The sequence below is a fragment of the Pseudomonas sp. FP1740 genome (genome assembly GCF_030687165.1).
Taxonomy (GTDB): domain Bacteria; phylum Pseudomonadota; class Gammaproteobacteria; order Pseudomonadales; family Pseudomonadaceae; genus Aquipseudomonas.
The window spans coordinates 1467483-1488886 of the sequence record NZ_CP117461.1; the positions used below are offsets into that span (position 1 = coordinate 1467483).

At 60.5% G+C, this 21404-nt stretch carries 21 protein-coding genes; 15 read left to right on the top strand and 6 right to left on the bottom strand.

Annotated features, from left to right (window positions below; translation table 11 throughout):
• Window positions 1–32: 32 nt before the first annotated feature.
• Both PSH69_RS06365 and PSH69_RS06370 read left to right on the top strand, forming a co-directional pair.
• Window positions 33–623, top strand: coding sequence for a YceI family protein (locus tag PSH69_RS06365; RefSeq protein ID WP_305411418.1), 591 nt, complete (start codon window positions 33–35; stop codon window positions 621–623).
• Window position 624: 1 nt separating this feature from the next.
• Entirely contained in the window at window positions 625–1782 is a 1158-nt protein-coding gene (locus PSH69_RS06370) for a phosphatidylserine/phosphatidylglycerophosphate/cardiolipin synthase family protein (protein ID WP_305411419.1), read from the top strand.
• Between the two features lie 54 nt (window positions 1783–1836).
• On the opposite strand, the gene bglX is transcribed toward PSH69_RS06370, so the two are convergent.
• On the bottom strand, window positions 1837–4128 hold the full coding sequence (gene bglX / locus PSH69_RS06375) for a beta-glucosidase BglX (protein ID WP_305411420.1): 2292 nt from the start codon (window positions 4126–4128) through the stop codon (window positions 1837–1839).
• A gap of 247 nt (window positions 4129–4375) precedes the next feature.
• Between bglX and PSH69_RS06380 the strand changes: the two genes are divergently transcribed.
• The 4 genes from PSH69_RS06380 to PSH69_RS06395 all read left to right on the top strand — a co-directional run bounded on the left by PSH69_RS06380 (window position 4376) and on the right by PSH69_RS06395 (window position 7924).
• On the top strand, window positions 4376–4987 hold the full coding sequence (locus PSH69_RS06380) for a LemA family protein (RefSeq protein ID WP_026286479.1): 612 nt from the start codon (window positions 4376–4378) through the stop codon (window positions 4985–4987).
• Between the two features lie 43 nt (window positions 4988–5030).
• Entirely contained in the window at window positions 5031–5771 is a 741-nt protein-coding gene (locus PSH69_RS06385) for a YgcG family protein (protein WP_305411421.1), read from the top strand.
• A 48-nt stretch (window positions 5772–5819) separates the two neighbouring features.
• Complete coding sequence (locus PSH69_RS06390) at window positions 5820–6437, top strand: TPM domain-containing protein (protein WP_018926845.1); 618 nt, start codon at window positions 5820–5822, stop codon at window positions 6435–6437.
• Between the two features lie 260 nt (window positions 6438–6697).
• Window positions 6698–7924 (top strand): SAM-dependent methyltransferase, encoded by a 1227-nt coding sequence (locus PSH69_RS06395; protein ID WP_305411422.1) that lies wholly within the window; start codon window positions 6698–6700, stop codon window positions 7922–7924.
• Here PSH69_RS06395 and PSH69_RS06400 read toward each other — a convergent pair.
• On the bottom strand, window positions 7914–8828 hold the full coding sequence (locus PSH69_RS06400) for a DMT family transporter (protein WP_086944807.1): 915 nt from the start codon (window positions 8826–8828) through the stop codon (window positions 7914–7916). The two genes, PSH69_RS06395 and PSH69_RS06400, sit on opposite strands and share 11 nt — an antisense overlap.
• Before the next feature lie 224 nt (window positions 8829–9052).
• On the opposite strand from PSH69_RS06400, the gene PSH69_RS06405 reads away from it, so the two are divergent.
• The 3 genes from PSH69_RS06405 to PSH69_RS06415 all read left to right on the top strand — a co-directional run bounded on the left by PSH69_RS06405 (window position 9053) and on the right by PSH69_RS06415 (window position 10391).
• The gene (locus PSH69_RS06405; protein ID WP_105348322.1) at window positions 9053–9634 is read left to right on the top strand and encodes a DJ-1/PfpI family protein; all 582 of its coding nucleotides are present in this window, start codon (window positions 9053–9055) and stop codon (window positions 9632–9634) included.
• Window positions 9635–9648: 14 nt separating this feature from the next.
• Window positions 9649–9954, top strand: a complete 306-nt coding sequence (locus PSH69_RS06410; protein ID WP_018926841.1) for a ribbon-helix-helix domain-containing protein — start codon at window positions 9649–9651, stop codon at window positions 9952–9954.
• A gap of 92 nt (window positions 9955–10046) precedes the next feature.
• Entirely contained in the window at window positions 10047–10391 is a 345-nt protein-coding gene (locus tag PSH69_RS06415) for a YegP family protein (protein ID WP_064619834.1), read from the top strand.
• A gap of 72 nt (window positions 10392–10463) precedes the next feature.
• On the opposite strand, the gene PSH69_RS06420 is transcribed toward PSH69_RS06415, so the two are convergent.
• Window positions 10464–11351 (bottom strand): dihydrodipicolinate synthase family protein, encoded by an 888-nt coding sequence (locus PSH69_RS06420; protein WP_305411423.1) that lies wholly within the window; start codon window positions 11349–11351, stop codon window positions 10464–10466.
• Between the two features lie 29 nt (window positions 11352–11380).
• Entirely contained in the window at window positions 11381–12163 is a 783-nt protein-coding gene (locus tag PSH69_RS06425; RefSeq protein ID WP_305411424.1) for an aldolase, read from the bottom strand.
• 108 nt (window positions 12164–12271) lie between these two features.
• On the opposite strand from PSH69_RS06425, the gene PSH69_RS06430 reads away from it, so the two are divergent.
• Entirely contained in the window at window positions 12272–12814 is a 543-nt protein-coding gene (locus tag PSH69_RS06430; RefSeq protein WP_305411425.1) for a helix-turn-helix domain-containing protein, read from the top strand.
• A gap of 45 nt (window positions 12815–12859) precedes the next feature.
• On the opposite strand, the gene PSH69_RS06435 is transcribed toward PSH69_RS06430, so the two are convergent.
• Window positions 12860–13879 carry a DUF4917 family protein gene (locus PSH69_RS06435; RefSeq protein WP_305411426.1) on the bottom strand — a complete coding sequence of 340 codons (1020 nt, stop codon included), beginning with the start codon at window positions 13877–13879 and terminating at the stop codon, window positions 12860–12862.
• Between the two features lie 156 nt (window positions 13880–14035).
• Here PSH69_RS06435 and yiaY point away from each other — a divergent pair, with 156 nt between their 5' ends.
• Window positions 14036–15184 carry an L-threonine dehydrogenase gene (yiaY, locus tag PSH69_RS06440; protein WP_305411427.1) on the top strand — a complete coding sequence of 383 codons (1149 nt, stop codon included), beginning with the start codon at window positions 14036–14038 and terminating at the stop codon, window positions 15182–15184.
• 99 nt (window positions 15185–15283) lie between these two features.
• Here yiaY and PSH69_RS06445 read toward each other — a convergent pair whose 3' ends face one another.
• Window positions 15284–16519, bottom strand: a complete 1236-nt coding sequence (locus tag PSH69_RS06445) for an aminotransferase class I/II-fold pyridoxal phosphate-dependent enzyme (protein ID WP_305411428.1) — start codon at window positions 16517–16519, stop codon at window positions 15284–15286.
• A 240-nt stretch (window positions 16520–16759) separates the two neighbouring features.
• Here PSH69_RS06445 and PSH69_RS06450 point away from each other — a divergent pair, with 240 nt between their 5' ends.
• The 4 genes from PSH69_RS06450 to PSH69_RS06465 all read left to right on the top strand — a co-directional run bounded on the left by PSH69_RS06450 (window position 16760) and on the right by PSH69_RS06465 (window position 21373).
• Window positions 16760–17668, top strand: a complete 909-nt coding sequence (locus PSH69_RS06450; RefSeq protein WP_305411429.1) for a LysR substrate-binding domain-containing protein — start codon at window positions 16760–16762, stop codon at window positions 17666–17668.
• A gap of 165 nt (window positions 17669–17833) precedes the next feature.
• Window positions 17834–19027, top strand: coding sequence for a CaiB/BaiF CoA-transferase family protein (locus tag PSH69_RS06455; protein ID WP_305411430.1), 1194 nt, complete (start codon window positions 17834–17836; stop codon window positions 19025–19027).
• Window positions 19024–19950, top strand: a complete 927-nt coding sequence (locus PSH69_RS06460) for a hydroxymethylglutaryl-CoA lyase (RefSeq protein WP_305411431.1) — start codon at window positions 19024–19026, stop codon at window positions 19948–19950. Before PSH69_RS06455 ends, PSH69_RS06460 begins: the two co-directional genes overlap by 4 nt.
• 91 nt (window positions 19951–20041) lie before the next feature.
• The gene (locus PSH69_RS06465; RefSeq protein ID WP_064619812.1) at window positions 20042–21373 is read left to right on the top strand and encodes an MFS transporter; all 1332 of its coding nucleotides are present in this window, start codon (window positions 20042–20044) and stop codon (window positions 21371–21373) included.
• Window positions 21374–21404 lie beyond the last annotated feature (31 nt).

The window sequence follows — 21404 nt, forward strand, 5'->3', positions numbered from 1 at the left end:
GTTCGCTCAGGTTTATCTGCCCCCGAGTTTCTATGTTCAAGCGGTTCATCTACAAAACCCTCGCTTCCCTGCTACTGGCCGGTGTCACCGTGTCGGCCCAGGCCAATTGGTATCTGGACGGCGAGTCCTCGCGACTGTCGTTCATCAGCACCAAAAACGCCAACATCTCCGAAGTGCAGCGCTTTCTGGTGCTGCATGGCAAGGTCGATCCCAAGGGGCTGGCCGAGGTGGAAGTCGAGCTGGAGTCGGTTAATAGTGGTATTCCGCTGCGTGACGAACGCATGCGCAAGGAACTGTTCCAGATCCAGACGTTTCCCGAAGCGCTGATCACCACGCAGATCGACCTGCGGCCAATCAACGATCTGGCGCCTGGTGCACAACTGGAATTGCGCTTGCCGGTGACCGTCAACCTGCATGGCAAGCAACACCAATACAACGCCGAACTGCTGGCGACCCGTCTCGATGACCGGCGCTTTCAAGTGGTGACCCTCGAGCCTTTGGTGATCAGCGCCGAAGATTTCGACCTGGCCCCAGGCCTGGAAAGCTTGCGCAAGCTCGCCGGTTTGTCGGCCATCAGTCTGTCGGTACCGGTGGGTGCGGTGCTGATTTTCACGGCGCGCTGACATGCGTGGTGCAATTTTTCCGTGGCGCGAAGGCAATCGCTTCGAACTGCTGATCGACGGCCCGCAGTTTTTCCCGCGCATGCTGGTGGCGATTGCCCGTGCCGAAGAACAAGTCGAACTGGAGCTGTACCTGGTGGAGGCGGGAGCGTGCGCCGAGGCGATGGTTCAGGCGCTGGTCCAGGCGGCCGAGCGTGGCGTGCGGGTACGCTGTCTGTTCGATGACTATGGCAGCCTGGCCTTCACCCTGACTTTGCGTCAGCGCCTGATGGCCGCCGGTGTCGAGTTGCGCTTCTACAATCGCCTGAGCTGGCGACGCTGGGTGGGCAACTTCTATCGCGATCACCGCAAGTTGCTGCTGGTGGATCAATCCCTGGCGGTCGTTGGTGGCACCGGGGTCACCGATGAGTTCTGGTCACCGGACGAAGACACCTGCGAATGGCACGAAGTGATGGTGGAAATCACCGGTCCCCTGGTCATCGACTGGCAATTGCTGTTCGACCGCCAATGGATCGCCAACCGCTATCGGCGCGCCTGGAAACCCGTTTCGCACTTCGGTTTACCGCGCCTGCCGCGAGTGCCGGTGATGGGCGAGGGCATGGGCCGGGTCGCTTATGCCGACGCCCGCCAACATCGGGACATTCTGCAATCGCTGATTCGCGCGCTGAACAGCGGCAAGCAGCGGATCTGGCTGGCCACGCCCTATTTCCTGCCAACCTGGAAAGTCCGCCGCTCGCTGCGCCGGGCGGCGAATCGTGGCGTCGATGTGCGTCTGCTGCTAACCGGGCCGCGTACCGATCACCCGTCGGTGCGCTACGCCGGGCATCGCTACTACCCGCGACTGCTCAGGGCCGGGGTGAAGATCTTCGAATACCAGCCGTGTTTCCTGCACCTGAAAATGGTGTTGATCGACGATTGGGTGAGCATCGGCTCATGTAATTTCGATCACTGGAATCTGCGCTTCAATCTGGAGGCCAACCTCGAAGCCCTGGACCCTGGGCTGACCCGAGCGGTGGCGGCGAGTTTCGAGAATGACTTTGCCTTGAGCCAGGAAGTCAGTCTCGAGGCGTGGAAGCGCCGACCGTTGTGGCGGCGGGTCAAGCAAAGGGTTTGGGGGTGGGTGGATCGGGTGGTGGTGAATCTGCTGGATCGGCGGGGCTGAACACTTTTTCAGAGCGTTCCCACGCGGAGCGTGGGAACGATCAATTAAGCGGGGTTAGAGCAACTCAAAGCTCTGCTGCGTCACGTCCTGGGAGTCCAGGCCGATCTCCACGTTGAACTTGCCCGGTTCCGCGGCGTACTTGAGCTGGGCGTTGTAGAACTTCAGGTCATCCTCGGTGATGGTGAAGTGCACGACTTTCTGTTCGCCGGCCTTGAGCAGCACTTTCTGGAAGTTCTTCAGTTCCTTGACCGGGCGGATCATCGAGCCGGTCACGTCCTGGATGTACAACTGCACCACGGTTTCGCCGTCACGCTTGCCAGTGTTCTTCACCACGACGCTGGCGTCGAGCTTGCCGGTCTTGTTCAGCGTGGTCGACGACAGCGCCATGTCGGTCAGGCTGAACTGGGTGTAGCTCAGGCCGAAGCCGAACGGGAACAGTGGCCCGGTGGTGTCTTCGAAATACTGCGAGGTGTAGTTGCCCGGTTTGCCGGGAGTGAACGGCCGGCCAATGCTCAGGTGGTTGTAGTAGGTCGGAATCTGACCCACCGAGCGCGGAACGGTGATCGGCAGCTTGCCCGACGGGTTGTAGTCGCCGAACAGTACGTCAGCGATAGCGTTACCGCCTTCGGTGCCACTGAACCAGGTTTCCAGAATCGCGTCAGCCTGCTCTTTCTCTTCGAGAATCGACAGCGGACGGCCGTTCATCAACACCAGCACCAGCGGTTTGCCGGTGGCTTTCAACGCCCTGATCAGCTCGCGCTGGTTGCCCGGGATGTTCAGGTCGGTGCGGCTCGACGATTCGTGGGACATGCCACGGGATTCGCCCACTGCAGCCACTACCACATCAGCATCCTTGGCGGCTTTTACCGCTTCGTCGATCAACACGTTGGCCGGGCGCGGATCGTCCACTACTTCCGGGGCATCGAAGTTGAGGAAGTTCAGGTAATCGAGGATTTTCTTGTCGTCGGTGATGTTCGCGCCACGGGCGTAGATCAGCGTCGACTGCGCGCCGAGGGCATTTGTCATGCCGTCGAACAGGGTGACCGATTGCGCCGGACGGCCAGCGGCGGCCCAACTGCCCATCATGTCGATCGGTGCCTTGGCCAGTGGGCCGACCAGGGCGATTTTCGCGGTTTTCTTCAGGGGCAGGGTATCGCCCTGGTTCTTCAGCAACACCAGGCTGCGGCGCGCGACATCACGGGCCTCGGCGCGGTGCAGGCGGCTTTCGGCGTAGGTGTCGGCCGGGTCATCCTCGGCCTTGCCGATGCGCAGGTACGGGTCTTTGAACAGGCCCATGTCGTACTTGGCGGCGAGCACTTCGCGCACGGCGTTGTCGATGTCTTTCTGTTCGATCTCGCCGGATTTGAGCAGCCCCGGCAGCTCTTTGCCGTAGAGCGTGTCATTCATGCTCATGTCGATGCCGGCCTTGATTGCCAGCTTCGCTGCTTCACGACCGTCGCGGGCGACGCCGTGTTTGATCAGCTCGAAAATCGCCCCGTGGTCGCTGACAGCCAGGCCCTTGAAGCCCCATTCCTTGCGCAGCAGATCGTTCATCAGCCAGGTGTTGGCGGTGGCCGGTACGCCGTTGATCGAGTTCAGCGCAACCATCACCCCGCCGGCACCGGCGTCGATGGCGGCGCGGTAGGGCGGCAGGTAATCCTGGTACATCTTGACCGGGCTCATGTCGACGACGTTGTAGTCGCGACCGCCCTCGACCGCGCCGTATAAGGCAAAATGCTTGACGCTGGCCATGATGCTGTCGGCCGCGTTCGCACCACTGCCCTGCAAGGCTTTGACCATCACGCCGGCGATCCGCGAAACCAGGTAGGTGTCTTCGCCGAAGCCTTCGGAGGTGCGGCCCCAGCGTGGGTCGCGGGAGATGTCGACCATCGGCGCGAAGGTGATGTCGAGGCTGTCCGCCGCGGCTTCCTGGGCGGCGATGCGCCCGGACCGGCCAATGGCGTCCATGTCCCAGCTCGAGGCCAGGGCCAGGGGAATCGGGAAAATGGTGCGGTGGCCGTGGATCACGTCATAGGCGAAGAACATCGGGATCTTCAACCGGCTGCGCATGGCCGCGTCCTGCATCGGACGGTTTTCGGCGCGGGTGATCGAGTTGAAGGTGCCACCGATATTACCGGCCGCGATTTCCTTGCGGATCAGCTCCCGAGGCATTTCCGGGCCGATGCTGATCAGGCGTAACTGACCGATTTTTTCATCGAGGGTCATTTGTTTCATCAGGTGGCTGATGAAGACGTCCTTGTTCTCTATCGGTGCGGGCGTCGTGGCGGCCAATACGGTATGACTGGCCAGGCTGACGAACAGGCCCAGCAAACACAGCTTCTTCATGAATGTTCTTCTCAAAAGGCCCAAGCGGCAGTGAATACGCGCCGGTCAGCCAAAATTTTGGGAGCGACTATTGTTGTTTGGGTGTTGCTCAGAAAAATGCAGCACACTTCTTACTGTTTTTTCGCTGGGCATCTTTTAGCCCATTGGCTCGATGCAATCCAGTAGCGGCGCAGATTATGCCCCAAGAGCCGGGTTCGAAGTTCGCCGGTTGTTTCATCAACGCAATGTGCAAGGGAGCATCAACCAGATGAATGTACGACACCCCTATCGGTCGAGCCTGCAGGTTGCAGCCTTGATGTTGCTGACCGCTCTGCTGGCCGGTTGCGGCATCAACACGATCCCGACCCTCGACGAACAGGCCAAGGCCGCGTGGGGCCAGGTGCAGAACCAGTACCAGCGCCGCGCCGACCTGATCCCCAACCTGGTGGAAACCGTCAAGGGCTATGCCAAACACGAGGAAGAAACCCTGACCGCGGTGGTCGAAGCCCGGGCCAAGGCGACGTCGATCCAGGTGGATGCCAGCACGCTGGACAATCCGGAAAAACTCAAACAGTTCCAGCAGGCGCAGGATCAGCTGACCGGCGCGCTGAGTCGGTTGATGGTGGTGTCCGAGCGTTATCCGGACCTCAAGGCCAACCAGAACTTCCTGGCGCTGCAATCGCAACTTGAAGGCACCGAGAACCGCATCGCCGTGGCGCGTCGCGACTTCATCCTCGCGGTGCAGAAGTACAATACCGAGCTTCGTACTTTCCCCGGTCGCTTGTGGCACACCGTGTTGTACAGCGACTTGCCGATTCGCGAAACTTTCGAGGCCACCAGCCCCGGTGCCGAAAAAGCGCCTGAAGTGAAGTTCCAGTAGGCGCCGGACCGGGTTTGAAGTGCCACCAAGGAAGAGGTTGCCAATGCGCGTGATGAAAGTGGGCCTGATGCTGTTGTTCTGGGTCTTTGCCCTGACGGCCCAGGCCGGGTTGAAGTTTCCGGAACTGACCGGACGGGTGGTGGACAACGCCCAAATGATCGAGCCTGCGGTGCGCGAGCAGCTGGTTCAGCAGCTTAATGCCCACGAAAAATCCACCGGCGAGCAGTTGGTGGTGGTCACGTTGCCGGACCTGCAGGGCGCCGACATCGCGGATTTCGGTTATCAGCTGGGACGCTACTGGGGCATTGGCCAGAAGGACAAGAACAACGGCGCGCTGCTGATTGTCGCGCGTGCCGAGCGAAAATTGCGGATCGAAGTCGGTTATGGCCTGGAAGATCGCCTGACCGATGCGCAGAGTTCGGTGATCATCAATCAGGTGATCACGCCGGCGTTCAAGGCCGGCAATTTCAGCAAGGGCATCAGCGATGGGGTTTCGGCGATGCTGGTGGTGCTGGGGGGCAATCCGCTGAACGAGCCGTCGACGGTGTATGAACCGCGTGGTAATCAGGAGAGCGATTTCGTTGCGCGGCATCCGGGGGTATTCGTGTTCCTGGTGCTGCTGTTTATCCTGACGATCTTCGTCGGCCAGATGTTCGGTATTGTGCCAAGTGGAGGGGGTAGAGGCCGGGGTGGTTTCGGTGGCGGAGGTTTTGGCGGCGGTGGCGGGGGCTTCAGTGGCGGCGGGGGCAGTTTCGGCGGCGGTGGCTCGTCGGGCGGCTGGTGATGACACGGCAGGAAACACAACAACAATAGCGAGCAGGCATTCATAAACATGGCATTACTGACTGAACACGAACAACGCAAAGTCGCCGAGGCGATTGCCCGGGTCGAGCGCGACACCGACGCCGAACTGGTGACAGTGCTCGCGGCCCGCGCCGACGACTATGCGTATATCCCGCTGCTCTGGGCCAGCCTGTTGGCGCTGGTGGTGCCGGGTATCGTGCATTACCTGACCGGTTGGCTGACCATGCACAGTCTGTTGCTGGTGCAATGGGTCAGCTTCATCGTGTTGTGCCTGGTGTTCCGGATTCCGAAAGTCACCACGCGCCTGATCCCGCGCTCGGTGCGTCACTGGCGTGCGTCGAACCTGGCGCGTCGGCAGTTCCTGGAGCAGAACCTGCACCACACCGTGGGCGGCACCGGCATGCTGATTTTTGTCTCCGAGGCCGAGCGCTATGTGGAGATCCTGGTGGATGAAGGGATTTCCAAACGGCTGGACAACAAGAATTGGGACGCGATTGTGGCGACGTTTACCCAGCAGGTGAAGCAGGGGCAGACGTTGCAGGGGTTTGTGACGTGCATCGAGGCGTGCGGCGAGTTGCTCAAGGTGCACGTGCCGGTGACCCAAGTGCGCAATGAATTGCCGAATCGGTTGGTGGTGTTGAGCTAAAAACCAGATCCCGGCAATGACGCGTTCTTGTAGCAGCTGGCGCAGCCTGCGTTCGGCTGCGAAGCAGTCGCTAATTCGCCTGGATACGGTCTATCTGATACACCGCGTATTTTGACTTTACGACTGCTGCGCAGCCGAACGCAGGCTGCGCCAGCTGCTACGGATCGCACCGTTTGGTAAATAACTGCGTGTCCCGAACGGCCATCCCCCCTAAAATACCCGCCATTCCCCGATTCGCATCGCCCGAGGCCGTTTTTTCCATGTCTGTCACCGTCACTCCCGCCAGCCTCGCGCCGGATCACCACGCCCAGTTCATCGACCTGCTGCAAACCAGCCTGGATGCCAATGCCTTCATCAAACTGGTGCTGGCCAAGTACGTTGGTGGCGAAGCGGACTTGCAGCGGTTGATCATCAAGCAGCTGACGGTCAAGGATCAGCCGTGCCTGTCCTTCGTCTACCGCTACAAGACCCGCGACATCACCAAGAACCTGCCGATTGCCGAAGGTGTGGCGACCATTGCCGCGCTGTTGCCGGCATCGTTCAAAAATGCGCATTTATTGTCATTGACCGATGAAGCCCAGCTTGAATACAGCAAAAAGGGCAAATCTTCGCTGTTCAAGAGCAAACCTCAGCAATTGCGTGAAGTGCCGTCCGCCGAGCACAACCGCGAGAAGAACCGCTTCCTCGACCTGAGCCGGCCGTTCCTCAAAGACCTCGGCGTGACCAACGCCCAGCATGAGCTGATCCCGGCGATGTCGCGCAAGTGGAAGCAGATCAACAAGTTCATCGAAGTCTTCAGCCATGCACTGACCTCCTCGCCGCTGGCGCTGGACAAACCAGTGCGAGTGGCGGATTTCGGCTCGGGCAAGGGTTACCTGACGTTCGCGATCCATGACTACCTGCGCAACACCCTGAAAGCAGAGGGCGAGGTGACCGGCGTCGAGCTGCGCGAAGACATGGTCAAGCTGTGCAACAGCGCGGCGGCGAAGCTGGAACATCCGGGGCTGGTGTTCAAGTGCGGTGATGTGCGCAGCGTGGCGCCGAGCGAGCTGGACGTGATGATCGCGTTGCATGCCTGCGACATCGCCACCGACTATGCGATTCACACCGGCATTCGTTCCGGCGCTGCGATCATCATGTGCTCGCCGTGCTGCCACAAGCAGATCCGCTTGCAGATCCAGAGCCCGGCATTGCTCAAGCCGATGCTGCAATACGGACTGCACCTGGGCCAGCAGGCGGAAATGGTCACCGACAGTTTGCGTGCGTTGTTCCTGGAAGCCTGCGGCTACGAGACCAAGGTGTTCGAGTTCATCTCACTGGACCACACCAACAAGAACAAGATGATTCTGGCGGTCAAACGCGCCGAGCCGGTGGACCCGGCTCAGTTGTTGGTGAAGATTCAGGAACTGAAGGATTTCTACCACATCAGCGAACATTGCCTGGAAACCCTGCTACGGGCTGACGGGTTCCTGGTCGCTAAGGCTTGAGCTGAACCCCCGCCGGTAACGTGCCCGGTTGCGCCGGGCGCACTGCGGTCTTGCGCCCGAGCATCACCGTCACGATCACCCCGGCCGCAAACAGCCAGGTAATCGGCTCGACGTGCTCACCGAAGAACAACGCCGAAAACGCGATGGTGAAGAAGATCTGCAGCAACTGGATCTGACTGACCCGGGCAATGCCGCCCATGGCCAGCCCGGCGTACCAGGCAAAGAAGCCGATGAACTGCGAAAACAGCGAGACATAACCGAAGGCCCACCAGGTCCTGGCCGAAATCTCGCCCTGATGTTGCAGCGCCAGGTACAACACCGGCCCAATCAGCAATGGCGTCGACAGCACCAGCGCCCAGCAGATCACCTGCCAGCCGCCCATCTCCCTGGCCAACCGGCCGCCTTCGGCATAACCCAGCCCACCCACGGCAATCGCCCCGAGCATCAGCAAGTCACCGGCCTGAATGCTGCCGGCGCCGCTGATCAGCGCATAACCGAGCACCAGTGCACTGCCCAGCGCGGCGCAGGCCCAGAAGGCTTTCGACGGACGCTCATGGGACAGCCACGCGGCATATAGCGCCACGCACAGCGGTTGCAAGCCGTTGACCAGTGCGCCGTGGGAGGCGGGCAACGTCTGCATGGCCCAGGCCGACAGCACCGGGAAGCCGAGGATGACCCCGGCGATCACCAGTGTCAGGCCTTTGACCTGTTTCCAGGTGGGCCATTTTTCCCGGCGCCACAGCAATAAAAGCGCTGCCGGAATCGCCGCGAACAGTGCCCGGCCGAGGCCGTTGAGCAGCGGATGGAGTTCCTGCACGACGATCCGCGTGAAGGGCAGGGTCAGGCTGAAGATAACGACGCCGAGCAGGCCGAGGGCCATGCCGGTGTTTTCGCGCGAGGACATGATGGCAACCAGAATCGAGGGTGGCGGGAAGAGCCTTCATCTAGCCATAAACCCGAGGCTTTCCGCTGTTACAGCTGGGTGCAGAGTTATCCGTACAGTTGGGGGGAGCCCCCTCGCCACAAAAACCATTGCGTCCGTAGTAACTGGTTATTACCCGACCCGCCGGATAAGGACTACCTTGAATACTCCTGCAGGCCCACGCATTTTCCAGAGGAGTCCTCCCCATGGCTGCTAAAAAAATCCTGATGCTGGTTGGCGATTACGTCGAAGACTACGAAGTGATGGTGCCCTTCCAGGCGCTGCTGATGGTCGGTCACACGGTGCATGCCGTTTGCCCGGACAAATCCGCCGGCCAGACCGTGCGCACGGCGATCCATGACTTCGAAGGCGACCAGACCTACAGCGAAAAACCCGGTCACCTGTTTGCCCTGAACTTTGATTTTGCCAAGGTCGATGCGGCGGACTACGACGCGCTGCTGATCCCGGGCGGTCGTGCGCCGGAGTACCTGCGCCTGAACGAAAAAGTCCTGGCGCTGGTGCAAGCGTTCGACAAGGCTGGCAAACCGATCGCCGCCGTATGTCACGGCGCGCAATTGCTGGCCGCCGCCGGTATTCTTGAAGGTCGCGAGTGCAGCGCCTACCCGGCCTGTGCCCCGGAAGTGCGCCTGGCTGGCGGCACGTACATCGATATCCCGGTGACGGAAGGCCACGTTCAAGGCAATCTGGCCACAGCCCCGGCCTGGCCGGCGCACCCGAGCTGGCTGGCCGGTTTCCTCGGGTTGCTGGGCACCAAAATCACGCTGTAACGAGGGACCTGTCCATGTGCGAGCTCTACGTCAAGGCCGATCCGATTCTCTACGAATCGCGCTCCCGCTCGCTGCGCATCTGCGGGGTGGTGACCACCCTGCGGCTGGAGAATCAGTTCTGGGACATCCTCAGTGAAATCGCCGAGGTCGACGGCATGACCACCAATCAGTTGATCGCCAAATTGTATGAAGAGGTGATGGACTACCGCGGCGAGGTGGTGAATTTCGCCTCGTTCTTGCGGGTTAGTTGCATGCGCTATTTGAGCCAGCGCCGGGTGCAGGCACCTGAGTTGTCGGTGGTGCGGACGGGGGTGAAGTAGGGCTGTTTTGTTTGGACCTTACCGGCGACAGAAAGCCGGGCTTGGTCTTTACTCTGAAGCGCGACCCCCCCCAATCGCCAAGGAGAACAAGCATGTCTGGATGGTACGAAGTGAGCAAAACCAGCAATGGTCAGTTCAAGTTTGTGTTGAAAGCGGCCAACGCCGAAACCATTCTGGTCAGTGAGCTGTACACCACGCGCGGTGCGGTCGATAGCGGAATCGCCTCGGTTCAGGCCAATAGCCCGCTGGACGAACGCTACGAGAAAAAAAACACCAAGGACGGCCATCCTTACTTCAATCTGAAGGCCGGTAACCACGAGATCATTGGCAGCAGCGAGTCTTATTCATCCGATGCCGCGAGGGAAAAAGGCATCGCCAGCGTCAAGGCCAACGGTCCGACCACGGTGATCAAGGACAAGACCTTGCCGGTGTTCTAAATACACCGCATACCCACTGCGGGAGCGAGCCTGCAGGCTCGCTCCCGCAGTGGTTTTGTGTGTTCCCGACGATCAGCGCAACGCGTTCAACAAACCCTGCAACTGACTGCGGCCAGTCTCGCCGAGTGCAAACACCGGCAACCGCGGGTCGCCCGCTTCCAGCCCGACCAGGCGCAAACCGGCCTTGATGGTCGCCGGCAGGCCGCCCTTGAGGATGAAGTCCAACAACGGCAACTGGCGATAGAACAGTTCGCGAGCCTTGCTCAGATCATTGGCCAATACCGCTTCGTACAAGTCAAGATTGAGCTGCGGGATCAGGTTCGGCGCCGCTGTGCACCAGCCTTTGGCGCCGGCCGCGAACGCTTCCAGTGCCAATGGATTGCAGCCGTTATAGAACGGCACCCGGCCTTCGCCCAGCAGTTGCAGTTTGTGCATGCGCTGAATGTCGCCGGTGCTTTCCTTGACCATGGTGACGTTGTCGACCGCGTTGAAAATCCGCAGGATCAACTCCACCGACATGTCGGTGCCGCTGGTGGCCGGGTTGTTGTAGAGCATGATCGGCACGCCGATGTTCTCGCCGATGGCGCGGTAGTGGGCGAGGATTTCCGCCTCGCTGAGTTTCCAGTACGACGCCGGCAGCACCATCACCACGTCGGCGCCGTGGGCCTCGGCAAAACGCGCACGGCGCACGGCTTTGGCGGTGGTCAGGTCGGACACGCTGACGATGGTCGGGACGCGTTTGGCGACGTGGCGGAGGCTGAATTCGCTGACTTGATCCCATTCCACGTCGCTCAGGTAAGCGCCTTCGCCGGTGCTGCCCAATGGGGCGATGGCGTGGACACCGCTGTCGATCAGGCGGTCGATGGAACGCCCGAGCGCGTCGAGATCAACGCCTTCGCCCTGGGCGGTGAACGGGGTGATGGTGTAGCCGATGATGCCGTGAATGTTTACGGTCGACATGGCGTCTCTCCTTTCAAGAATGAGTGGGGTCAGTGCAGGCAATCGGCGTGTTGGCGCAGGTTCTGCCGGGCGTAATAGTTGAACGCGGCGGCGTGGCGCTTGGGCTTGGATATCCAGTCGTGGGCTTCACGGCCCAGCTCGGGAAGAATCGGTTTGATTACACCGGCGGCCATGGCCAGCAACTGCAACTTCGCTGCGCGTTCGATCAGTTGCGCAATGACACAGGCCTCTTCGATGGTCGCGCCGGTGGACAACTGGCCATGGTGGGAAAGCAGGATCGCCCGCTTGTCGCCCAGGGCCCCGGCAATCAGTTCGCCTTCTTCATTGCCTACCGGTACTCCCGGCCAGGCTTCGAGAAATGCGCAATCGTCGTAGAGCGGGCAGAAGTCCATGTGGGAAATCTGCAGCGGTACTTCCAGCATCGACAGCGCCGCGACGTGAGTCGGGTGCGTGTGAATGATGCAGTTCACGTCCGGCCGGGCGCGGTACACCCAGCTATGGAAGCGGTTGGCCGGGTTGGGCATGCCATGGCCCTCAAGCACTTCCAGGTCTTCGTTGACCAACAGCAGATTGCCTGCCGTGATCTCGTCGAAACCCAGGCCCAGTTGCTGGGTGTAATAGGTGCCCGGTTGCGGGCCGCGGGCGGTGATTTGCCCGGCAAGGCCGGAGTCGTGACCGTTTTCGAACAGAATGCGGCAGGTCAGGGCCAGCTTTTGCCGGTCGGTCCACGTATTATCCGCCAGGGTGTTTTGCATCTGGTTCAGCGCTTGCTTGACCAGTTGCTCTTTGGGCAGTGCTAATGTCTTGGCCATATCGGTGTCCTTCGGTGGATCATGCAAATGACACAAAAAATGCTATATGACACATTGTGTCATTGGCAAGGACAAATCGTTGCCTCCTTGATGGATTAATCGCTCCGCATGTCTATCCGTTTGAAATTATTGAGAAAAAAACTTGGCGTGACGCTGGAGGCCCTGGCCGAAAAATCCGGCATGACCAAGAGCTATCTGTCGAAAGTCGAGCGCGGGTTGAATACCCCGTCGATCGCCGCCGCGCTGAAACTGGCCAGGGCGCTGAACGTGAAGGTCGAGGAATTGTTTTCCGAAGACAACGTCAGCCTCGACAGCTACAGCCTGGTGCGCAGCGACGAACGCCAGTCCCTGGCCGCCAACGACCAGAGCCCGGGTTATGCGGTGTTGGCCCATCAGGTCAGTGAGCGCAGCCTGTTGCCGTTCATCATTTACCCGCCGAGCGAGTTCACCGACAAAACCTTCAAGGAACACCTGGGGGAAGAGTTTCTGTTCGTCCATGAAGGGCAGGTGGAAGTGGACTTCATGAACGAGCGGGTGTTGCTCAATCGTGGGGATGCGCTGCACTTCAATGCGCAGAAACCCCATCGCATCAGGTCAGTGGGCGAGGTGCAGGCGCAGTTGTTGGTGGTGGTGCATAGCAACGAGGAATGAGGTTATCGGGCCTTTGTGGCGAGGGGGCTTGCCCCTCGCCACAGGTCAGACCTCGACCGGCACGGTCAGCTTAGGGTGACCGAGCGCATGCGTCTTCGAATCAAAAAAACGCAACGCCACATCCGTCCCCTCGAACACCTTCGCGTAATGCCGCTTCTGATGCTGAATGAACGCCTTGCTGCGCGGGTAAATCGAGATCGCTACGACTTTCGGCTTCGCCTGGCGCAACGCATGAACGATGTGACTGTCCTGCTCGCCAAGGGCATGCCCGAAGATGCACAACCCGTCACCATGGCCGAGTAACTGGTCGTAGCAGAACGACAGGTAATCCGAACTGCGAATGGTCTTGAGTTTGTCTTGCGCCGGGCCTTCGTTGACGAACAGCGGCACGTCGTCGAGGGTCTTGATCGTATTGTTGATCGCGAAATTGCCGAGCAACGTCCCTTCGGTCGACATCAGTTTGCGCGCCGTGCCGTCCTGATTGCGCACCAGATGCAGGCCGCCGTGCAGGTACAGCAAACGCGGTTTGTCGGTGGCGCTGGCGCTCAGATCGAAGCCGGGTTCGGCACCCTGGAACAGGTCGGTCACGACGTCCGGCCGATGCTGGATCGCCCAATAGCTGAGCAAGTCGTAGTTGGTGGTGAACACCGTCCGATAGCTGCCCAGTTCCTGATTGATCGTCGCCAGTGTCGAAGGCTTCACCAGCCGCCACGGGATGTGTACCGCGTGCACGGTGTTGATCAGCGCTTCCTTGATTGCGTAGTAGCGATTGCGTGGTGCCGCAGAGCTGACGGCCAGGGCCTTGTTGACCCGGCTGGTGGTTTTCAACGCCCCAAGCACTTGTTCAAAACTGCGCGTCTGCATCGCGTCGAACACGCTCAGCTCGGACTGGCTCAGCGGTTTTTCTTCGACGGTGCGGGCATTTTCGAACAGCGAGTCGTAGCCGAAGTCGTCCCACACGGCGCGGCTGGCGCCGTTACCCACCAGCAAGCCGCCGAACGAGGCGGTGGTGCGCAAGGCGTTCCAGTCTTCAAGTTGGGCATCGACATCCTGGAAATCGGTCATTGCGTTTGTCGTCTCGAAGCAAAAGGTCTGATGGACGGCGACTTTATCACGCCCGGGCGTTGAGCCAGATCAACATACCGCGTGACTGATCAGTCGACCCTGTGCGCACCCGCCGAATCGGCATTGCCGATTCGGTTTCAGCCAGGAGACTCGCGCATGAGCAGTACGTTTTTCATCCCCGCCGTGAACATCATGGGTAGCGGTTGCCTCGACGAAGCCATGGACGCCATCGGCAAGTATGGTTTTCGCAAGGCACTGATCGTCACCGACGCCGGGCTGGCCAAGGCTGGCGTGGCGACGATAATTGCCGAGAAACTGGCGATCCAGGACATCGACTCGGTGATCTTCGACGGCGCCAAGCCGAATCCGAGCATCGCCAACGTCGAGCGCGGCCTGGGCCTGCTCAAGGAAAGTCGCTGTGATTTCGTGGTGTCTCTGGGCGGCGGTTCGCCTCACGACTGCGCCAAGGGCATCGCCTTGTGCGCCACCAACGGTGGGACGATCCGTGACTACGAAGGTGTCGATCGGTCGGCCAAACCCCAGCTACCGTTGATCGCGATCAACACCACTGCCGGCACTGCCAGCGAGATGACCCGTTTTTGCATCATCACGGACGAGTCGCGCCACGTAAAAATGGCCATCGTCGACCGCAACGTTACGCCGCTGCTGTCAGTCAACGACCCGGAGCTGATGGTCGCCATGCCCAAGGGCCTGACCGCCGCCACCGGCATGGACGCATTGACCCATGCCGTCGAAGCCTACGTCTCCACGGCAGCCAATCCGATCACCGATGCCTGTGCGCTGAAAGCCATCACGTTGATCAGCGACAACCTGCGCCAGGCCGTGCAGGACGGCAGTGACATGATCGCGCGGGAAAACATGGCCTACGCGCAATTTATGGCGGGCATGGCGTTCAACAATGCGTCCCTTGGTTATGTTCATGCGATGGCCCATCAGTTAGGCGGGTTCTACGACCTGCCCCATGGCGTGTGCAATGCTGTGCTGCTGCCTCATGTGCAAAGCTTCAACGCGCTGGTGTGCGCCCCTCGGCTGACCGATATTGCCCACGCGATGGGGGCCGACATCCGCGGGTTCAGTCCGGAAGAGGGCGCGCAGGCGGCGATCGAGGCAATCCGCAGCCTGGCCAGGGATGTGGACATTCCCGCCGGTTTGCGTGAGCTTGGTGCCAGGCTCAATGACATCCCGCTCCTTGCCAGCAATGCCCTGAAAGACGCCTGCGGACTGACCAACCCACGGGCAGCGGATCAGCGGCAGATCGAGGAAATTTTCCGCAGCGCGTTCTAAGCGTTTCGACGGCCGGGCGCGAGCACTACGCAAAGTAGCGCGCCCAAGGCCAGCAAGGTGCATAACCGCGATAACGGCTGGTTTGATCTTCCCTGGATTTCAGCCGCCGATGTCCCGGCCGTGAGCACGTAAAAGCTCGGTGATGAGTCCACAGAAATGGCGGATCAGCGTCGTCCCCATGTCGGCGCGCAGGGTGATTCTGATGGCTGCCTTGCCTTGTGCAACCACCGGGAAAAAGACTGCCGAGGTGAAGAAGCCGTGATTGGCCAGTTCAATGGCGATGCGGTTGGCCAGCGATGCCTCACCACAATTGACCAGTCGAATCGCCATGTTGCTGTTGTGTTGTGCGGTTCGGATGAGGCTGTCAAAGAGGCGGATATTAACCTGAAGCTTTTCCTGCAGCGCGGCGAATTCCAGGGTGTGGTGTAGCTGGATGGATGCCCGGCCCGCGCCAATGGCTGCACTGTTCAGGCTTTGCGACCAGTTGCTGGGGCCGCCGTAACGCGCAATGAGCTTCTTCTGCCGCTCACTGCCCAGCATCACCAGGCCGCCGCTGGCGCCGAACGACTTGGCCAGCGAGGCGACGATGAGGCAGTCATCATCCAGGGTATGCAGCCTGGGACGCACAAGACCGGCGCCGAATGTTCCTACAGAGGAAAGCGCGTGGGAATCGTCCAGATAGAGAAACAGCCCATAGCGGTCCTTCAGATACAAAAGGCTGTCCATGTCCGCAACCCCGCCCATGCTGTAGGCGCCGTCGGCGATATACGCGACCCTGGTGTGCTGTTGACACAGCGTCTCGAGGAAGTCCATGTCGTTATGCGGGCACGTCACGACCTTCGTTTCATCGGCACAGGCGGCTTTGAGGTGACTCATCGAGTAATGCGCCAACCGGTCGAAAGCCATCACCGGAGGGCTATTTTCCGTGAATACGCCGCTGGCCAGCAGCGGCAGGATCCCGGCACTCGCCGCGCTGCACGACAGAGTGCTCAGGCAACTGGCGCCGAACAACTCGGACAGTTCAGTTTCGTATTGGTCCAGAATCGCCAGCTTGCAGCGGTTCTTGGAATTGGCGATGCGAAGTGTGCCGGTTTCCCACAGCGTGGTCATGGCGCCGTCGAGAATATCGGGGTGGTGATCCAGCCCCAGGTATGACGTCGTACAGAAATGATGAAACGCTCTCCCGTACTGATCGAGCATGCGGTTGGCACTTTTTATCTCAACGTTGAGCCCCGCGATTTTTCCGGTTTCGGCGGCCTCCCAATCATGGTCAGCCAATGAAACGAGTTTGCGGTAGTTGGTGAAGGTGTGCGCCGTGTACGGTATCTGGCTCATGTGTGAGTGACATTCCTTGAGTGAATCTATCCGTGGGTTTGTTGCAGTTTGTGTGTGTTGCCAGACTTTACAGAGAGTCCCGATGGGCTTTGAATCGGCTGTTTCCGGTAGTACTGAGAGTTGTAAGAGAATTAGTTGTAGGGCGATGCCCTTGGGGGCTGTGGGTAATTGGATGGCGGGCACGAATCGAATCCGGGCTATCCTGCCGACTCAGTCGAATCGAAATCATCGAGCCCTGCCATGCTGCAAAAAAGCCTCATCCGCCGCCTCGACCTGATCACTCTCCAGCTGTTTGTGGCCGTCCACGAAGAGGGCACCTTGACCCGTGCCGCCGCCCGCGAAGCGATCGCGGTGTCGGCGGCCAGCAAGCGGTTGATGGAGCTGGAGGAGGCGCTGGGCATCAGCTTGTTCGTGCGCCAGGCCAAGGGCATGACGCTGACACCGGCCGGTGAAACCCTGCTGCACCATGCCCGGCAGATGCTGTTCAACGTCGAGAAAATGGGCCTCGAACTGGGCGAACACAGCCACGGTGTCCGCGGTTATGTGCGGATGCTCGCCAACCTGTCGGCGATCATTCAATTCCTGCCCGAAGACCTGCGGGACTTTTCCGCGCGCCATCCTCAGGTCAAGACCGATCTCGAAGAGCGCCCCAGCAGCGGGGTGATTCAAGGCGTGCTCGATGGCGTGGCGGACCTCGGGATCTGCTCCAGCGACAGCGACGTCAAGGGGCTGAACAGTGTTGTTTATCGCCAGGACAAACTGGTCGTGCTGATGCCGGCCGATCATCCGCTGGCGAGTCGTTCGGCCTTGGCTTTTGCCGACACGCTGGACAGCGATTACGTCGGTCTGCATTCGGCCAGTTCCATCAACATGCGCACCCATGCGGCCGCGCGCAAGGCCGGCAAGGTGCTGAGGTTGCGGATTCATGTGCCGGGGTTCGACGCCATGTGCCGGATGGTCCAGGCCAACATGGGCATCGGCATCCTGCCGCTAAAGGCCTACGAACTGTTTGGCCGGGCGCTGGGGTTGCACGCGGTGCCGCTGACGGATGACTGGTCGGATCGTGCGTTGATTCTGGTGGTGCGCGATGAAGCGGCGCTGTCGCCGGTGAGCCGGATGTTGTTTGAGCATTTGCGCGGCCAGGCCTGACAGGTTATCGATTGCATGGACGGGCCTCTTCTGACTTGAGGTCGCGGCAATCTCCAGCCAGGCATTCGCGTTTCGCGAACGGTCGTTGCCAACAGAAGGTTGGATTCCATGCCACTCGGTCCTCTAGCCTTGGCGCATATTCCAAGAACAAGAGGTACCCCCGCGATGACTGCCCCCTTGAGTGCAATCAAAGTGATCGAGATCGGCACGCTGATCGCCGCGCCGTTTGCCGCGCGCATGCTGGCCGAGTTCGGCGCCGAAGTGATCAAGATCGAAGCCATGGGTCAGGGCGATCCCCTGCGTAAATGGCGCAAGCTGCACGAAGGCACTTCGTTGTGGTGGTACCTGCAATCGCGAAACAAGAAGTCCCTGGCGCTGAATCTGAAATCCCCTGAAGGCATCGAACTGGTCAAGCAACTGGCGAGCGACGCCGATGTGCTGATCGAAAACCTGCGCCCTAGCGCCCTGGAGAAACTCGGCCTGGGCTGGGACGTGCTGCACGCCCTCAATCCCAACCTGACGCTGGTGCGCATTTCCGGTTACGGCCAGACCGGCCCGTACCGTGATCGTCCGGGTTTCGGGGCGATCGGCGAGGCCATGGGCGGGATTCGCTACACCACCGGTACTCCCGGTTCGCCGCCGGCCCGAGTGGGGGTCAGCCTCGGTGATTCCCTGGCTTCGCTGCACGCGGTCATCGGTGCCTTGATGTCGCTGCTGCGGGTCAAGACCGGGCAGGGCGGCGGGCAAGTGGTCGATGTGTCGTTGGCCGAAAGCGTGTTCAACGTCATGGAAAGCCTGGTGCCGGAATACGACATGCTCGGTCATGTGCGTGAGCGCAGCGGCGGGGCGTTACCGGGTATTGCGCCGTCCAACACCTACCTGACTGCCGACGGTGCCTACGTAGTGATCGCCGGCAACAGCGACCCGATCTACAAGCGTCTGATGGCGGTGATTGGCCGGGCCGACCTGGCCGAAGCGCCGGAGTTTGCGCATAACGATGGCCGCGCCGCCAAAAGTAATGTGCTCGACGCAGCCATTACTCACTGGACCAGCAGCCTGCCCATCGATGAGGTGTTGGCGGCTCTGGAATCTGCCGAAGTCCCGGCCGGGCGCATCTATTCGGTGGCCGACATCGTTGCCGATCCTCACTATCAGGCGCGGGGCATGCTGCTCAACGCCGAACTGCCGGGCGGTGCCTCGGTGAAGATGCCGGGCATCGTTCCGAAACTGTCAGAGACCCCCGGTGGCGTGAACTGGTCGGGACCAAGTCTGGGTCAGCACACCGACGGCATCCTCGCGGGGCTGGGCCTGACTGACCAGGACATCGAACGGTTGAAAGCCGAAGGGGTGGTGCAATGATCACTGATTATTCCCAGACCCTGATCGTTCAGGAAGTTTCCCCGCGTGACGGCTTGCAGATCGAGCCGACCTGGGTCGAAACCGCCGACAAAATTGTGTTGATCGATCAGTTGTCGCTGGCGGGGTTCAGCCGCATCGAAGCCGGTTCGTTCGTGTCGCCCAAGGCGATTCCGGCGCTGCGCGATGGCGAGCAAGTGTTCAAGGGCATCGCCCGACAGCCAGGCGTGATCTATGTCGCGTTGATCCCTAACCTCAAAGGCGCACAACGGGCACTGGACTCGGGGGCTGACGAGCTGAACCTGGTGATGTCCGCCAGCCAGACCCATAACCTGGCAAACATGCGGATGCGTTGCGAGGCGTCATTGGCCGCGTTTGGCGAGATCGTCGAGTTCGTTCGCGGCACGCCGGTGCGGCTCAACGGCAGCATCGCCACGACCTTCGGATGCCCGTTTGAAGGCACGATCGATGAGGATCGCGTGCTGCAGATTGTCGAGGCTTATCAGGAGCTCGGCATTACGGGCATTACCCTGGCCGACACCACCGGCATGGCCAATCCACGCCAGGTCGACCGCTTGGTGCGACGGGTGTTGCAAAGGGTTTCACCGGCTGATCTGACCCTGCATTTCCACAACACGCGCGGCCTCGGTCTGTGCAACGTACTGGCAGCTTATGAGGCCGGAGCCCGGCGCTTTGACGCAGCCCTCGGTGGTCTTGGCGGTTGCCCGTTTGCACCGGGTGCCTCGGGCAATATCTGCACCGAAGATTTGGTCAACCTGTGCGATGAAGTCGGCATTCACACCGGCATCGACTTGCCGTTGTTGCTGCGATTGTCGCGAGGCTTACCCGCGTTGCTGGGCCATGAAGTGCCCGGGCAGCTCGCCAAGGCCGGACGTAACTGCGACTTGCACCCGACACCGTCCTGAACCCAGCGAACAAACTCCTACAAAAAGCCATAACGAACCAGACAACAAAAACAATCGGACGCCCACGGGACGTCTGCCTGGAGAAACCACGATGAGCCTCAATGTTCTGGAGGCGGGCGTGAGCCCGTCCGTTAGTCACGACGCCGAAAAAGCCCTGGTCCGCAAAGTCGCCTGGCGACTGATGCCGCTGATCATGGTCTGCTACCTGTTCGCATTTTTCGACCGCATCAACATCAGCTTCGCCAAGTTCCAGTTGCAGGCCGACCTGAGCCTGAGCGATACCGCTTACGGCCTCGGCGCCGGGCTGTTTGTAGTCGGTTATGTGATCTTTGAAGTGCCGAGCAACATGATGCTTTACAAGGTGGGTGCCCGGCGCTGGATCGCCCGGATCATGATGTCGTGGGGGCTCGCGACGGCGGCCATGGTCTTCGTCAACAGCGAATGGCAGTTCTACGCCCTGCGTTTCGTGATCGGCGCGATGGAGGCGGGTTTTGCTCCGGGCGTGTTGTATTACCTGACGCTGTGGTTCCCGCAGCACTATCGCGGGCGCATCACCTCGATGCTGTTTCTCGCGTCGGCGTTTGCCGGGCTGGTTGGCGCACCGTTTTCCGGATTGGTGCTGCAACACCTTGATGGCTTCCTCGATATGCGTGGCTGGCACTGGCTGTTTCTGCTCGGTGGCGTGCCTTGCATCGGCCTTGGTTTGTTGGTGCTGACCGTGCTCAAGGACCGCATCGAAGATGCCCATTGGTTGAGCCCGTCGGAGAAGACACTGCTCGCCAGCCGTATCGCGCACCACGAACCCCACAAGAGCGGCGGCTCCTTGCTGGCCGCACTCCGGATTCCGGGTTTCCTGATGCTGGGGCTGATCTACTTTCTGATTCAGGTGGCATCCTACGGCTTGAATTTCTGGGCGCCGCAACTGATCCGCAGTGCCGGCACCGAGAGCCCGGTGATGATCGGCTTGCTGACCGCCATTCCCTACATCTGCGGCGCCATCAGCATGGTGGTGATCGGGCGGTTATCAGACGCCACCGGTGAGCGGCGCAAGTTTGTCGCGGGTCTGGTGGCGGCAGGCGCGGTGGGTTTCTTCTGCGCAGGAATTTTCGCCAACCACACGACTTTCCTGATTGTTGCCCTGGGCTTGCTCGGTGCCGGGATCATCGCGTCCATCCCGAGCTTCTGGACCCTGCCACCGAAACTGCTGGCCGGTGCCGGGGCAGGCGCCGCTGGCGGGATCGCGGTGATCAATACCCTTGGCCAGTTCGGTGGGATCGTCAGCCCGGTCATGGTCGGGCGGATCAAAGACCTGACCGGCAGCACCACCCCCGCGTTGTACGTCATCGGTGTCGCCGCGCTGATCGCCGCTGCGTTGTTGCTGTGGGGGTTGCCGCAGAAGCTGCGCACGCTCGACAAATACTAAGTCGATTGTGTGGGCTTTCACGAGCAAACGA

Coding starts and splice junctions, on each gene's coding strand:
- PSH69_RS06365 (WP_305411418.1), top strand. CDS start 33: ATGTTCAAGCGGTTCATCTACAAAACCCTCGCTTCCCTGCTACTGGCC.
- PSH69_RS06370 (WP_305411419.1), top strand. CDS start 625: ATGCGTGGTGCAATTTTTCCGTGGCGCGAAGGCAATCGCTTCGAACTG.
- bglX (WP_305411420.1), bottom strand. CDS start 4,128: ATGAAGAAGCTGTGTTTGCTGGGCCTGTTCGTCAGCCTGGCCAGTCAT.
- PSH69_RS06380 (WP_026286479.1), top strand. CDS start 4,376: ATGAATGTACGACACCCCTATCGGTCGAGCCTGCAGGTTGCAGCCTTG.
- PSH69_RS06385 (WP_305411421.1), top strand. CDS start 5,031: ATGCGCGTGATGAAAGTGGGCCTGATGCTGTTGTTCTGGGTCTTTGCC.
- PSH69_RS06390 (WP_018926845.1), top strand. CDS start 5,820: ATGGCATTACTGACTGAACACGAACAACGCAAAGTCGCCGAGGCGATT.
- PSH69_RS06395 (WP_305411422.1), top strand. CDS start 6,698: ATGTCTGTCACCGTCACTCCCGCCAGCCTCGCGCCGGATCACCACGCC.
- PSH69_RS06400 (WP_086944807.1), bottom strand. CDS start 8,828: ATGTCCTCGCGCGAAAACACCGGCATGGCCCTCGGCCTGCTCGGCGTC.
- PSH69_RS06405 (WP_105348322.1), top strand. CDS start 9,053: ATGGCTGCTAAAAAAATCCTGATGCTGGTTGGCGATTACGTCGAAGAC.
- PSH69_RS06410 (WP_018926841.1), top strand. CDS start 9,649: ATGTGCGAGCTCTACGTCAAGGCCGATCCGATTCTCTACGAATCGCGC.
- PSH69_RS06415 (WP_064619834.1), top strand. CDS start 10,047: ATGTCTGGATGGTACGAAGTGAGCAAAACCAGCAATGGTCAGTTCAAG.
- PSH69_RS06420 (WP_305411423.1), bottom strand. CDS start 11,351: ATGTCGACCGTAAACATTCACGGCATCATCGGCTACACCATCACCCCG.
- PSH69_RS06425 (WP_305411424.1), bottom strand. CDS start 12,163: ATGGCCAAGACATTAGCACTGCCCAAAGAGCAACTGGTCAAGCAAGCG.
- PSH69_RS06430 (WP_305411425.1), top strand. CDS start 12,272: ATGTCTATCCGTTTGAAATTATTGAGAAAAAAACTTGGCGTGACGCTG.
- PSH69_RS06435 (WP_305411426.1), bottom strand. CDS start 13,879: ATGACCGATTTCCAGGATGTCGATGCCCAACTTGAAGACTGGAACGCC.
- yiaY (WP_305411427.1), top strand. CDS start 14,036: ATGAGCAGTACGTTTTTCATCCCCGCCGTGAACATCATGGGTAGCGGT.
- PSH69_RS06445 (WP_305411428.1), bottom strand. CDS start 16,519: ATGAGCCAGATACCGTACACGGCGCACACCTTCACCAACTACCGCAAA.
- PSH69_RS06450 (WP_305411429.1), top strand. CDS start 16,760: ATGCTGCAAAAAAGCCTCATCCGCCGCCTCGACCTGATCACTCTCCAG.
- PSH69_RS06455 (WP_305411430.1), top strand. CDS start 17,834: ATGACTGCCCCCTTGAGTGCAATCAAAGTGATCGAGATCGGCACGCTG.
- PSH69_RS06460 (WP_305411431.1), top strand. CDS start 19,024: ATGATCACTGATTATTCCCAGACCCTGATCGTTCAGGAAGTTTCCCCG.
- PSH69_RS06465 (WP_064619812.1), top strand. CDS start 20,042: ATGAGCCTCAATGTTCTGGAGGCGGGCGTGAGCCCGTCCGTTAGTCAC.